Source organism: Streptomyces sp. NPDC006208, from assembly GCF_040613775.1.
Classification (GTDB): domain Bacteria; phylum Actinomycetota; class Actinomycetes; order Streptomycetales; family Streptomycetaceae; genus Streptomyces.
In genome coordinates this window covers 69,334-82,678 of sequence record NZ_JBEXSW010000033.1, presented here as the reverse complement: position 1 = coordinate 82,678, position 13,345 = coordinate 69,334, and the positions used below count along the sequence as shown (strand labels likewise).

At 69.7% G+C, this 13,345-nt stretch carries 9 protein-coding genes; 5 read left to right on the top strand and 4 right to left on the bottom strand.

The genetic code is table 11. The annotated features are described in order from the left end of the window. From ABZ208_RS25515 to eccB, 4 genes are all read right to left on the bottom strand, one after another. Positions 1–1,298 (bottom strand): hypothetical protein (locus ABZ208_RS25515; protein WP_356911791.1); only part of this gene is annotated, 1,298 nt, incomplete at its 3' end. Between the two features lie 6 nt (positions 1,299–1,304). Then, entirely contained in the window at positions 1,305–1,808 is a 504-nt protein-coding gene (locus ABZ208_RS25510; protein WP_356911790.1) for a hypothetical protein, read from the bottom strand. Positions 1,809–2,058: 250 nt separating this feature from the next. Next, positions 2,059–3,288 (bottom strand): type VII secretion-associated serine protease mycosin, encoded by a 1,230-nt coding sequence (gene mycP / locus ABZ208_RS25505; protein WP_356911789.1) that lies wholly within the window; start codon positions 3,286–3,288, stop codon positions 2,059–2,061. A gap of 13 nt (positions 3,289–3,301) precedes the next feature. Then, on the bottom strand, positions 3,302–4,831 hold the full coding sequence (gene eccB / locus ABZ208_RS25500) for a type VII secretion protein EccB (RefSeq protein WP_356911788.1): 1,530 nt from the start codon (positions 4,829–4,831) through the stop codon (positions 3,302–3,304). A gap of 180 nt (positions 4,832–5,011) precedes the next feature. Between eccB and eccE the strand changes: the two genes are divergently transcribed. The 5 genes from eccE (at position 5,012) to ABZ208_RS25475 (ending at position 13,343) form a co-directional block, all read left to right on the top strand. Continuing rightward, positions 5,012–6,346 carry a type VII secretion protein EccE gene (gene eccE / locus ABZ208_RS25495; RefSeq protein WP_356911787.1) on the top strand — a complete coding sequence of 445 codons (1,335 nt, stop codon included), beginning with the start codon at positions 5,012–5,014 and terminating at the stop codon, positions 6,344–6,346. Next, positions 6,346–7,062 carry a hypothetical protein gene (locus ABZ208_RS25490; protein ID WP_356911786.1) on the top strand — a complete coding sequence of 239 codons (717 nt, stop codon included), beginning with the start codon at positions 6,346–6,348 and terminating at the stop codon, positions 7,060–7,062. The genes eccE and ABZ208_RS25490 overlap by 1 nt, the downstream gene beginning before the upstream one ends. A gap of 279 nt (positions 7,063–7,341) precedes the next feature. Then, a complete protein-coding gene (locus ABZ208_RS25485) occupies positions 7,342–7,575 on the top strand; it encodes a DUF397 domain-containing protein (RefSeq protein ID WP_356911785.1) in 234 nt (77 codons plus the stop codon). 409 nt (positions 7,576–7,984) lie between these two features. Then, positions 7,985–11,242 carry an SCO5717 family growth-regulating ATPase gene (locus ABZ208_RS25480; protein WP_356911784.1) on the top strand — a complete coding sequence of 1,086 codons (3,258 nt, stop codon included), beginning with the start codon at positions 7,985–7,987 and terminating at the stop codon, positions 11,240–11,242. Between the two features lie 199 nt (positions 11,243–11,441). Further along, on the top strand, positions 11,442–13,343 hold the full coding sequence (locus tag ABZ208_RS25475) for an ABC transporter substrate-binding protein (protein ID WP_356911783.1): 1,902 nt from the start codon (positions 11,442–11,444) through the stop codon (positions 13,341–13,343). Positions 13,344–13,345 lie beyond the last annotated feature (2 nt).

Below are 13,345 nucleotides of genomic sequence, written 5' to 3'. Positions count from 1 at the left end.
CGTCCGACGGGTGATGTGGCGCTCGTACCCGGCATCCCTGCGCGGCCGACCGGTCCGGTCGTACGTCCCGCTGTCGTCGGTCCGCTGCCGGTCGGGCCGGGGCGTCCGACGGGTGATGTGGCGCTCGTACCCGGCATCCCTGCGCGGCCGACCGGTCCGGTCGTACGTCCCGCTGTCGTCGGTCCGCTGCCGGTCGGGGCGGGGCGTCCGACGAGTGCTGTCGGCGAGGGCCTACCGGTCTTCGGCACAGGAGGCCCGCCCGTAGCCCGCGGCGGGACTCCCCTCACAGGGGGGCCAACAGGGCCGACCGTCGGCAGAACCGGGCCACTACCGTTGGGCGGGCCGGCCGGCGCCGTCGGCGGTGTTCCTGGAGCAGTGGTCGTCGGTGGGGGAGGTGTCGTGACACTGTCGATCTCGACCGAGGTGTCCGGGACGGTGGGGGTTCTTCCCGGCACATCTACACGGGAGACACCGCCGGTGTCCCTGGCCTCGTTTTCTGCGACGCCGCCTCGCTCGCTCGAAACTCGTGAGAAGTCACCGGAATCGGCCCGGGAATCGGAGGCCGTTCCCGTCCTGACGGAGTTCATCGGTGGCGGCACCGCCGCCTTCAGCGTGCTCGGGGGCTGCGGTTCCGGCTGCTTCTCCAGGGTCGTCCGCGACACCACGTAGAACGACGCCAAGCGGTTCATCTGGTTGATGGCCTCTTGGCGGTCCTTCTCCTTCTGGATGGCCTTCTGGTACTCCGCGTTGTCCGGGGTCTTCTTCTCCGCCGAAAACCTCTCAGGGGGCTTCGGTTCGGCCCGATCGTCACGCGCAGGCATGGCGTTGCGCACGGACGCCAGGCCGGTGCTGGCCACCTTCATCTGGGCCCCAACCGCGTTGGCATAGGCGCCCAGATCCCAGGTGTACTTCACGACTTCCTTGCCGTACCGCTGGAACTCGGTGGCACCATCGCTCTTCCAGTCGGTCGACTTGATGAAGTCGTCGAGCTCCTTCGCCGCCTTGTTGAGAGCCTCCGTGGTCTTTTTCAAGGCGTCGCCTGCGTCTTCGAGATCTGACGGCTTCGCCCCCTCGACCATGTCGATCATGTCGTTGAGCAACTTCTCTTCGAAGTTGGTCGAGCCGAAGATGCTGCCCTTCGGGAAGGGGAGAGGGATGAACGGCAGTCCCTCCGGCAGCCGCTCCAACATGTCCGTATTGGCAAACAGGCTCTCGATGTCGCTTCGGCCTGTCTCCTGCCTCTGTTGCTGACCCTCCTCGGTCAGCGCCCAATGCTTGTCTTTCGCCTCTTCAGCCATCAACCATCACCTCAAATCCGTCGGGACAGAGGTGTCGTTGCCGCGAGCCGGCTCGCTGCCCCTGGAACCGTCTTCCTTCTGCTTGACGTCCCTCTCCGACTGCCGCTCGTCGTATGCGTCCCGCGCCTGGTCGAGACGCGCCTGAATGACATGGAAGCGCTGCCGCGCATCCTCTTCGATGGTGTCGTAGCCGAGGTCGGCACCCTTCACACCGATGCTGAGCAGTTCGATCTGGTCACCGAGAGACTGCGAGAACGAGACAAGGAGGGTGTGAACGCGTTGGTACTGCTTGAAGAAGTCCTCCGCCTCGTCGAAGTCACCCTTGAGCCCACCGAACGAGGCACGACTGACGTTGGCGAGAGCGACCTTGGACTTGCCGGCGGCTCCATTCTCGAGCTCGCCCAGCAGAGCATTGACCTTGCTGCGGAAATCCTTCAGCGCATTGACGCCGCGCTCGATGTCGCTCGAGCCCCTTGCGACGCCGCCGCCTCCTCCGTCTGCCGGAAGCACGATGCCATTCCTCCCCGTTTGCTTCAGCTGTCACGCATTGCGATCGTGGTGACTCGCCGTCCACCGATTGCACCCAACCCACTCTAGCCACTGCCAGTGACAGCCCCAAGTGTCTTATCCGTCACGCGACTTAACTGTCAGGACGTCACGCAGGCCCTGTGCGGTTGCAACGCTCGGCACCTTGCCACCTGCAACGCATCACGGTTCACCCACAAGGCTTCACCGCTCCCGCGCACAGTTCACCCACCCGTTATCCGGCAGCCCGTCCGGCCCGTCGTCGGGAGTCGCGCAGTGCCACCGCGCCGCCCGCGATCGTCGCGACCAGGACTCCGCCGCCCACCACCACATACGTCGCGAGGCGGGTGTTGCGCTGTTCCGGTGTCTCGCCGAGATGGAGCTTCGCCGGGGTCGGTGCCTCGGCCTTGGGCATGCCCTCGTTGGCGACCGGCTTCTCGATGGGCTTGTCGTCCTCGGTGAGGGCGCGGACCGGGTCGACCACTCCCCAGCCGACCAGGCGGTCGTGGCCCGCGACCGAGCGCTCGGCCGTCTGTTGGATCTGAGCGACGATCTGTTCCTGTGTCCAGTCGTCGTGCTTCGCCTTGACCAGGGCCGCGAGACCGGCGACGTACGGCGCGGAGAAGCTGGTGCCGTTGTCGGCGCAGTGGCCGCCGCCGGGGACGGTGGAGATCATGTCCACTCCGGGTGCCGCGACGCCGACGAAGTCGCCGGACTGGGAGAAGGCCGCGCGCTCGTTGTTGCGGTCCGAGGACGCCACGGCGAGGACCCCGGGGTACGAAGCCGGGTACGTCCGCTTGACGTTGCCGCCCAGGCCGTCGTTGCCCGCCGAGGCCACGATCACGATGTCCCTCCCGAGGGCGGCGTCCACGGCCTGCTTCAGGATCGGGGCCGGCTCCACGGCGTTGGCCGTGTCCTGGGAGATGTTGATCACGTCGGCGCGTGCGGTGACCGCGTAGTTGATGGCGTTGGCGAGTGTCTTGGCGGTGCCGTGGCCGTCGGCGTCGTTCTGCTGGATCGGGATGATCGTGGCGTCGGGAGCGAGGCCGACGAAGCCCGTGCCCTTGTCGGGGCGGGCTGCGATGATGCCGGCGACCTTGGTGCCATGGCCCACCACGTCCGTGGTGCCGTTCTCCTTGCCACGCTCGATCTTGTTGCCGTTCTCGTCCTTGAGGTTCTTGGGAAGCAGATTGCGGCCGCTCCTGACGTCCACCGCGCGCGTCAGCTGTTTGTTCTTGACGTCGACGCCGGTGTCGATCACCGCGACCCGCACACCCTTGCCCGTGGACTGCTTCCAGAGTTCGTCGAGCAGGACCCGTTGCAGGGACCAGGGGCGGCCTTCGTACTTCTTTCCCGGGAAGGTGCACTGCGTGTCGTCCGCCACCGCGGTCGGCAGCGGCAGGCCGACGAGAGTGAGAGCGGTGACGGCCGCCGTCGTGAGCAGGCGCCGGGTGTGGTTCGTCATCTCGCCTCAGTCCTCAGGAGCCCTGCGGCTGACGCGCGGCCCCGGTGGACAGCCGGGGTCCGGTGGGCAGGAACGTCGACCATTCGGCCGGGACGGGAAGAGGGTCGACGTCCTTGTAACCGAGCCGGTTCTGGGCCTGCTGCGCCTCCTGCGCCCGCTGCCGCTTCTCCTCCTCCGAGCCGGAGGAGCCGATGCCGGAGTCGTCGGTGGCGGTGTCGCCGTTGGACTGCATCGCGTAGCGGAGTCCGGTGTCGGTGACCAGGAAGAGGAATCCGCTCCTGGTGTTGGAGCCCTTGAACTGGCGGAAGAGCTGGCCGGATCCAGGGGTGACATAGGCGCTGCTGGAGCCGGTCGGCAGCGGAGCGGGGAAGTCCGTGCCCGCCCATGTGCTCAGCGTCGTCTCCCCGTTGTCGTCGTCGACCTCGCGCAGCACGTTGCAGACGGTGTTACGGCTGTCCTCGGCGGTACCTGCGTCGTTGACGGGTACCGGCCTGGCCGCCGGCCACTCCTTGTCCTGGTTGAACGGGGCTCCCGGCTCGAGGACTCCGGGGCTGACCGCCTTCGCCTTGCCGGGCTGGCCGAGGCTGATCAGCTGCTTGCTGCCCAGCAGGAGCTTCGCAGTGAAGTCCGAGATCGGGGCGACCCGGCCCTGAAGGACGACGTACTGCTGGTTTCTCGTACCGTCGGTCGCGGACAGGACCATGCCGATCCTGTTGTCCGCGGGGTCCAGTTCGCCCGGCGCGTTCGCGGGGTCGCCGATCCGTCCGGGGACGGTCGGGAAAGTGATGGTGTCGCCCTTGTGGAGGGTCTTCAGCCAGGCTTCGGACACGCGCTGGGGCACCTGGTTCCGCCCGACGACCTGACTCAGCAGGAGGTCGTCCTTCGCAACGGGGTATGCCTTGCCGCCGGCGTCGACCACGTAGCGGGCCTCGTCGGGCCCGCTCTCGACGTAGAGGAGTTCCCCGCCCCTCAGCCGGTTGGCACCCTCGGTCTGCTTCTGCTCCCGTTCGGCGAAGACGAACGCGGCCTTCTGGATGGCACGGCCGCCCTGCCCGGGACGCTCGCAGACCGCCCAGCGCTTGACCGCCCCGGCCTCCTTGGGATCGGGCAGCCGGTCAGGGGCGTAGGGGATGCCGAGCGTGGCCCCGTGCGGAATCTTCCCGCTGTCGAGCACGGACTCGTCGACATTGATGACCTTGCCCTTGTCGGGAAGGAGCAGCAGCTTCGCCGACGCCATGTTGAGCACCGGGTGGAGCTGTACCTTTCCGTTGGTTCTCAAGACCACATAGCGGGTGGTGGACTTGCTCGCAATGATCACGTTCTCGTCAGGTGTGTTCCAGTCCTTGGGGGCGACCGGCTTGAACATCCCCCAGGCTCCGAAGACCGCGAGTACCACCACCCCGACGATGGCCCCGGGAAGCACCGCACGCAGTGGGCGGGGTGCACCTTCTTCCGAACCGGTCGCGTTCGGCTGGAGGAACTGCGCGATCAGCCTTCGCTTCGCGAAGGTGTAGGCGTTGAGTTCGTCCCGTCGTGATGCCATCTGTCCGCTGTCCCTCTCCCCGCTGGGCGACCAGGTTCCCACACTCATCGAGATGGGCTGCCGTCGTACCGCCCCCTACTATGCCTGCTGGCGCCCGCGTCCCACTGCTCAGGTAGGGTGATCGCCCGGTCAACGCCCATGGGAATTTGGTAATTACGGACACGAGGGGGCAACGCGGCGATGGGTACAGCGACGCGCGTGCGGAACGGGCGGGCTTCCCAACGAGCCTCCGAATCTTCCCAACGGCAACGCAGCAATGCAGGGGGTGGCACGTCGGCGCAGAGCATCCCCGCCACAACGACGCTGCGGCCCCTGTCCCGCACCAGCCGTCTCGGTCCCTTCCAGCTACGCCAGTTGGTGCTCGTGGAGGCGGCTCTCGCGCTGGCCGCGGTGGGTGTCGCGCTGGGTGGCCTGTGGCTGGTGCCCGCCTGTGTCATCGCGGGCGTCCTCGTGCTCCTGTCCGTGATACGCCGTCGGGGCCAGGCCCTGCAGGACTGGTTGTCGACCGCCCTCGCCCTTCGCTCCCGCAGGCGCCAGGCCGCGCCTGCGGCGGCGGACGTGGATCCGTCCCTGGCCCCGGTCGCGGAGAGCGTGCCGGGCTTCGGCCCGTTCGCCTATGTCGACCGGAAGCGCCGCACCGTGGGGATGCTCGGCGACGGCTCGTTCCTGACCGCGGTGGTGAGGGTCGAGGCGAGCGGGTCCGCGCTGCGCCCCGCCTTCGGGGCCCGTGCGCTCCCGCTGTCCCTCCTGGGCGGTGCCCTCGAAGTGGACGACATCGTCCTGGAATCGGTGCAGTTGGTGCAGCAGGTGCGTTCCGCACCGGCACCGCATCTGCCCCAGCAGTCGGTGGCACGACTCTCGTACGCCCCGCTACAGGAGCGGACCGGCGCACCGGCGCTGAGGCTGACCTGGGTGGCCGTGAAGCTGGATCCGGAACGGTGCCGGGAGGCCGTCGAGGCGCGCGGCGGCGGCATCGAAGGTGCCCAACGCTGCTTGGTCCGTGCGGCGGACCATGTGGCGAGCCGTATCACCGGCGCCGGCTTCCAGGCCGTCGTGCTGGACCAGGAGGAGCTGAACTCCACTGTGGCGACCGCGGCGTGCGCAAGTCCGCGGCTGACGGCCCGGGCCGGACGGCCGGACACCGCACCGCAGCGGCGGACCGCCGAGACCTCACGGGTCTGGCGTTGCGACGACCGCTGGCACACGACGTACGCGGTGGGCCGCTGGCCGGAGTTGGGGCGCGGGGCGTCTCCCCTTCCCAAGCTGGTCTCCCTGCTCACGGCCGCCCCCGCCTATGCGACGACCTTCAGCCTCACGTTGCGGCGTGGCTCACGGCAGGGGGCGATGACGGTGGCCGGAAACGTACGTATCACCGGTGGTTCCGACACCGAACTGGTCGGTGTGCGGCGTGCGTTGGAGCAGGCCGCCCGTACGGCGAAGGTCGGCCTGCTACGACTGGATCGCGAGCAGTTGCCGGGAGCACTGGCGACGCTGCCGCTGGGGGGTGCACGGTAATGGGCCGTACGGGATCCGTACGTGGGCTTCGAGGGCTCCTCGGGCCGCGTCACGCGGGCCACACCATGGCTGCCGACCATCTGGGCGTACTGTCCCTGCCCGTCGGCGACGACGGGGTGGTGATCGGTGACGACGCCGAGGGACGCCCGCTGATGGTCGGGTTCCACCGCTCGACACCGTACGAAGTGGTGCTGATCGGCGGACTGTGGACGGCGCAGGTGCTGGCACTTCGCGCGGCGGGCACCGGCGCGCGCGTGGCGGTAGAAACCGGGCGGGCCCAGGACTGGAGCCTCCTGGCGCAGGCGGCGGGGGCCGGCCTGGAGTGCATCACGCTGCACGATGTGGGGCGCGTCCCCCCGATGGGCGCGAGCGTGGGCAGCCCGGTCGTGGTGGTGCGGGACTGCGGTATGCGGCCGCCGCGCGGGCGCGTGGTCTCGTCGCCCTGGCAGTCCGTAATGACGCTGCTGCCGTATCTGAGCCCGGTGGCACCGCGGTTGTTGCGGACAGCGACGCTGGTGGGTGTCCAACGGGTCTCGCCGCAGGAAGCGGAGCAGATCGGCCGGATCCTGGGGTTGTCCCGGATGGAGACGGACGCACTGCCGACTCTCGCGGACGGGGTCACCCTCTGGTGCGCGGGGCGCGAGCGTCACTGGGTGATGACGACGGCCACGGATGCGGAGTCCGGCCTGCTGGGCGTGGCCCGCCGGATGGACTGATCGCAGATCTCACCCCACCCTCACGGACGACGCGGTGGCGAGGCCTATCGTGCACGCAGGGCGTGCTCCGGGTGACACCTCCCTGGCACGCACCGCCACGCAAAGGGTGCGTGGGCCGCGTGGCGTCTCTTTGCCGTGAACGGTCCCCGAACTGGCCCGCGTCCCGCGGCTCGGCTGACCTAGGATGCCCGAAGTGACGCAGAGCGACAGTGACATACGCGGCATCACTGCGCATGTGGGCACGTTCATCTCGGCTGTGATCGAAAGGAAGCCACGCTGATGGGGAGCGCACAAGAGAAGGACGAGCTGTACGCACTCGACATCTCGAACGTCGAGTGGCAGGGCGCTCCCGGCACGAGGCCGGACGAGGAGCGGGTCGAGATCGCTCATCTTCCGGGCGGTGCCGTGGCCATGCGGTCGTCCCTGGATCCGGAGACCGTGCTGCGATACACCGAAGCCGAATGGCGGGCCTTCGTACTCGGGGCACGTGACGGCGAGTTCGACCTGCAGTGAGCCGCCGGGTTCGCGGTGGTGCCGGTTCCTGGCAGCAGGCGCCGCCGCCGTGCGGGGCGGCCTGCGCCTGACGGGTCGGCCGGGGCGTGCCGACGGGTCGGACCGACCGGTCTCCATGAATTCCATGAGCAGTTGTCCCGGTTTGCCATGCGATTCCTCACGCTCTGCCGCGCCCGCGTCACGTGGGGGCAGGGCGTGACGAACGGGACAGCAGTCGGCCACGGGTCCGCCCTGCCGGTGGGGCATCGTTGACGATTAGGGTGGGTGGAGGCGCGGCACAAGAACCTGCGGGCGTGTTCGCCGCGTCCCAGGGGGAGAGCCGGGCCGATCGGTTTCCACGGTGGCCCCCAAGCACCATCCAACACGGCACAAGGGTGCTCGACCACACCAGGCACACCAGGAGGCAATAGTGAACGGCGATCGGGACGACATCCACGGGGGCTGGAACATTCCCGTCGACGAGTCCGACGCGGAGCCCGCCGAGCTGACGGGTGAGTTCACCATCGACTACACCCCGCCGGCCTGGTACACGCAGAATGCTTCGGGTGAACCCTCGGGCGGGGGCCCTGCTCAGCAGACGCCTCCTCCGCCGCCGGGCGGTGCGCCGGTCGCCGTGCCGGGGTTGCCCGCAGGGAGCGGCTTCGAGCCGAACTGGGCGCCGACTCCGCCGCCGGCCCAGGAGCCTGCACCCATAGCCTCCCCGCCTGCCGCTCCGGTTCCGCCTGCCGCTGCCCCGGTCGCGTCCGTGCCACCGGCTGCCACGGAGCCGGCCCCGGCCGCAACCCCGCAGGCATCGGCGCTTACGACGCCGACCCCGCCTGCCGTTGCCGCACCGGCCACCGACGCCTCGCCTTCCTTCGGCGGCGGCGACCTGGAGAGCGGGGCGACCATGCGCTTCTCCGCCGCCGCTCTCAAGCGTGAGATGGCGGATCGGGCCGCTGCCAAGGAGCCGGAGGAGGGGTCCGCATCCGGCGAGGTGGCCGTATCGGCGGCCGGCGAACCCGTTGCCACCGCCGATGGTTCGGACACGGCTGACGAGCCCACGGTCGCCGCTTCCGAGGAGGTGGCCGCCACCGAGGCGGAGACTTCCGAGGAATCCGCCGCGGAGGCCGGCCTTGGTGCGGACGCCGGTACGGGCACGTCCGAAGGCCATGACGCCCAGGCTCAGGCGAGCTCCGAAGAGCCGTCGGCGGACGCAAGCGTGGCCGCGGAGAGCGACGAGGCCGCCGAGAGCGCGGCTGACGCGCCGTCCGACGCCGTCCCCGCCGACGCGGTTCCCACCGATGCGCCGTCCGACGCTGTCCCCGCCGACGCGATTCCTGACGCGGTCGCGCCCCAGGACGCCGCGCCTGCCGTCGCCCCTGCCGTCGTCGAACCGCAGGACGCACCGCCGGCCGGGGCACAACCCTGGTCGCAGGCGCCGGCCGCGCCGAGCGCCGGACTGCCGCCGCTGCCGCCCGCCTACCAGCCGGCCGCGCCGGCCGCCGCGCCGCAGTGGCCTGCGGCGGCGCCGAACGCCGACCAGTCCGCGCCGCCGCAGGCCCAGCCGCCCGCACCCGGACAGCAGGGCGGCTACGGCTTCCCCCAGCCGGGCCAGCAGCCCGGCACCCCCACGCCGCAAGGCGGCTACGGCTTCCCCCAGCAGGCCGCACCCGGACAGCCGGCACCAGGCACACCGGTCCCCCCGGCCGCGCAGGGGCCCAACACCCCCACGCCGCAGGCCGGCTACGGCTTCCCGCAACAGACCGGACCCGGACAGCAGCCCGGCACCCCCGCACCCCAGGGCGGCTACGGCTTCCCCCAGCAGGCCGCACCCGGACAGCCGGCACCAGGCACACCGGTCCCCCCGGCCGCGCAAGGGCCCAACACCCCCACGCCACAAGCCGGCTACGGATTCCCGCAACAGACCGGACCCGGACAGCAGCCCGGCACCCCCGCACCCCAGGGCGGCTACGGCTTCCCCCAGCAGGCCGCACCCGGACAGCCGGCACCAGGCACACCGGTCCCCCCGGCCGCGCAAGGGCCCAACACCCCCACGCCGCAAGCCGGCTACGGATTCCCCCAGCAGGCCGCACCCGGACAGCAGCCCGGCACCCCCGCGCCCGCACCGATCCCCTCGCAGGCACAGCCGCTGCCGCAGCCTCAGGCGCCGCACGCGCCGAACCTGCCCGCGCAGCAGGGCGGGCCGCAGCCCGCCGGTCCCGTCGACCCGCGCACCGGTGCCGCCTGGCCCACCCCGGTCACGCACGACCAGCGCGAGCGGTCCGTGCCGGGTGCGCCGCTCGGTTACACGGCCGCGGTCGAGCTCTCCTCGGACCGTCTGCTGCGCAACAACAAGCAGAAGGCCAAGTCGAGCCGTAACCCCTCCAGTGCCGCACGGTTCAAGATCGGCGGCAAGAAGGAGGAGGCCGAGCGGCAGCGCAAGCTCGAGCTGATCCGTACGCCGGTTCTGTCCTGCTACCGGATCGCCGTCATCAGCCTCAAGGGCGGCGTCGGCAAGACCACGACGACCACCGCGCTGGGTTCGACGCTGGCCAGCGAGCGTCAGGACAAGATCCTCGCGATCGACGCCAACCCGGACGCGGGCACGCTCGGCCGCCGGGTGCGCCGCGAGACCGGGGCCACCATCCGTGACCTGGTGCAGGCGATCCCGTACCTCAACTCGTACATGGACATCCGCCGGTTCACCTCGCAGGCGCCCTCCGGTCTGGAGATCATCGCCAACGACGTGGACCCGGCCGTGTCGACGACGTTCAACGACGAGGACTACCGGCGCGCGATCGACGTGCTGGGCAGGCAGTACCCGATCATCCTCACGGACTCCGGCACAGGTCTGCTCTACAGCGCCATGCGCGGAGTGCTGGATCTGGCCGACCAGCTGATCATCATCTCGACGCCGTCCGTGGACGGTGCGAGCAGCGCTTCGACCACGCTCGACTGGCTGTCCGCGCACGGATACGCCGAGCTGGTGCAGCGTTCGATCACGGTCATCTCCGGTGTCCGCGAGACCGGAAAGATGATCAAGGTCGAGGACATCGTGCAGCACTTCCAGACGCGCTGCCGCGGTGTGATCGTGGTGCCGTTCGACGAGCACCTTTCGGCCGGTGCCGAGGTGGATCTCGACATGATGCGGCCGAAGACCCGTGAGGCGTACTTCAACCTCTCGGCCCTGATCGCCGAGGACTTCGTGCGCGCCCAGCAGCAGCAGGGGCTGTGGACGGCTGACGGCAACCCGCCGCCGCAGGCGGCTCCGCCGATGCCGGGTCAGGGACAGCCGCAGCCGCAGTGGCAGGGACACGGGCAGGGGCAGCCGCCGATGCACGGGCAACCGCCGGTGCCGGGGCACCCGTACCCGCCGCAGTACCCCCAGCAGCCGCACCCGCAGCAGCCCCAGCAGCCGTACGGCGGCCCTCAGCAGGGCTACCCGCCCCAGGGCTGGCAGCAGGCACCCTCGCAGACCCCGTCGCCCGCGAACCCGGCCGCCGCACCGCCCGCACAGGCGGGCGGGCCTGGTCAGGCGCTGCCGCCGGGAGCCCCCGCCGCCCCGGGTCAGGCGCTCCCGCCGGGTACTCAGGCCGGACCGGGGCAACCCGAGTTGCAGGGCCCTGTACCGCCCGCCGGATGGCCGCAGCAGCCGCCGCAGGCACCGCCAGCCCCTCAGCAGTAGCGCTTCAGAGGTCTCGACCAATGAGGGCCCGCACCGTCTCCACGGTGCGGGCCCTCATTGCATTCCCGCAGCCCACACGCGGTTTGAGGGCCCGTTGACGCGGCTTCACCACCGCTGATAAACCTCGCTTCACCAGCTGGCGAACCAGAGATCACCAACCCGCCTTCTCCGAGTGAGTAATGACGCGAGGTCACCGTCCATGGTCACTAAAGCTTCACCACACAGCTCCCGGCAGCGCCCCCGCTTCCGACTGGTTCTCGCCGCGGGCACAGCGGCCTCCGCGCTTGCGATGACCGGGGCGATCGTCCCCCAGGCGCAGGCCCAGCCCCAGGAGCGCGCCCTCGCCCCGTCGCAGACCCAGGCACGGGCGGCCGCCGCAAAGGACGACAAGGGCGGCAAGAAGGTCCTCACGGTCGCCGTTTCGCAGAGCGTGGACTCCCTGAGTCCGTTCCTCGCGTCCCGGTTGATCAGCACCTCGGTCCACCGTCTGGCCTACGACTACCTGACGAATTACGACGCCAAGGACGGCCGTACGATCCCGGGCCTCGCCACCAAGTGGGAGGCGTCCCCGGACAAGCTCACCTGGACGTTCACGATCCGCGACGACTCCACGTGGTCCGACGGCAAGCAGGCCACCGCCGAGGATGCCGCCTGGACGTTCAACAAGATGATGTCGGACGAGAACGCCGCCACCGCCAACGGCAGCTTCACCGCCAACTTCAAGAAGGTCACCGCGCCCGACGCCCGCACCCTGGTGATAGAGCTGAAGCAGCCGCAGGCCACGATGACGGCACTGGACGTGCCGATCGTGCCCAGGCACGTGTGGGAGAAGGTCGGCGACTTCTCGAAGTTCAACAACGACAAGCAGTTCCCGATCGTCGGCAACGGACCGTTCGTCATCACCGACTTCAAGGTCGACCAGTATGTGAAGCTCAAGCCGAACAAGGACTTCTGGCGTGGCGCGCCCAAGTTCGACGAGCTGGTCTTCAAGTACTACAAGGACGGCGACGCGGCGGTCGCCGCGCTGCAGAAGGGCGAGGTCTCCTTCGTCCAGGGCCTGACCCCGGCCCAGGCGGCCGCCCTCAAGAACGCCAAGAACATCGCGGTCAACGACGCCCCCGGCCGCCGTTTCTTCGCCCTCGCCACCAACCCCGGCGCGCGGTCCAAGGACGGCAAGAAGTTCGGCAGCGGCCACAAGGCGCTGCTCGACCCGGCCGTACGCAAGGCGCTTTTCCACGCCACCGACCGCAAGACCATCGTCGAGAAGGTCTACCAGGGGCACGCGGTCGAGGGCGAGGGCTACATCCCGCCGCGCTTCGCGGGGTACTTCTGGAAGCCGGAGGCGGGCCAGAGGACCGACTACGACCCGGCGAAGGCGGCCAGGCTCCTCGACGAGGCCGGCTACAAGAAGAACGGCAGCGGCAAGCGCGTCGGCAAGGACGGCAAGGCGCTGAACTTCCGTATCCTCTGCCACGCCACCGACCCGAACGACAAGGCGATCGGCAAGTATCTGCAGGAGTGGTGGGGCGAGCTCGGCGTCGGTCTGAAGGTCGAGTGCCTCGACAACGTCTCCGACCCCTGGCTCGCCGGCGACTACGACCTGGCCTTCGACGGCTGGTCCGTCAACCCGGACCCGGACTTCGTGCTGTCCATCCACACCTGCGCGGCGCTGCCCGCCACTCCGAAGGACACCGGCGCGACCGACAACTTCATCTGCGACAAGCAGTACGACGAGCTGTACGCCAAGCAGGCGGCCGAGTACGACCCGGCCAAGCGTGCCGATCTGGTCAAGCAGATGGAATCGCGGCTGTACGACACGGGCTACATGAATGTCCTCGCGTATCCGAACGCCGTCGAGGCGTACCGTACCGACCAGATCAAGTCCATCACGACGATGCCCGAGGCCGCGGGCAACATCTACGGCCAGGACGGCTACTGGAGCTGGTGGTCGGCCGAGCCGGTCGCCGCTGACGGCAGCAGCTCCGACAGCGGCTCGTCGACGGGTGTGGTGATCGGCATCGGCGCGGCCGTCGTCCTCGCCGCGGCCCTCGGGTTCTTCGTCGCGATGCGTCGCCGTTCCACCGCGGAAGACCGTGAATAACC

What these genes read in the sequence shown, in the direction of transcription:
- ABZ208_RS25490 (WP_356911786.1), top strand. Translation starts at nt 6,346, where the DNA reads ATGGGCCGTACGGGATCCGTACGTGGGCTTCGAGGGCTCCTCGGGCCG.
- ABZ208_RS25475 (WP_356911783.1), top strand. Translation starts at nt 11,442, where the DNA reads ATGGTCACTAAAGCTTCACCACACAGCTCCCGGCAGCGCCCCCGCTTC.
- mycP (WP_356911789.1), bottom strand. Translation starts at nt 3,288, where the DNA reads ATGACGAACCACACCCGGCGCCTGCTCACGACGGCGGCCGTCACCGCT.
- ABZ208_RS25485 (WP_356911785.1), top strand. Translation starts at nt 7,342, where the DNA reads ATGGGGAGCGCACAAGAGAAGGACGAGCTGTACGCACTCGACATCTCG.
- eccB (WP_356911788.1), bottom strand. Translation starts at nt 4,831, where the DNA reads ATGGCATCACGACGGGACGAACTCAACGCCTACACCTTCGCGAAGCGA.
- eccE (WP_356911787.1), top strand. Translation starts at nt 5,012, where the DNA reads ATGGGTACAGCGACGCGCGTGCGGAACGGGCGGGCTTCCCAACGAGCC.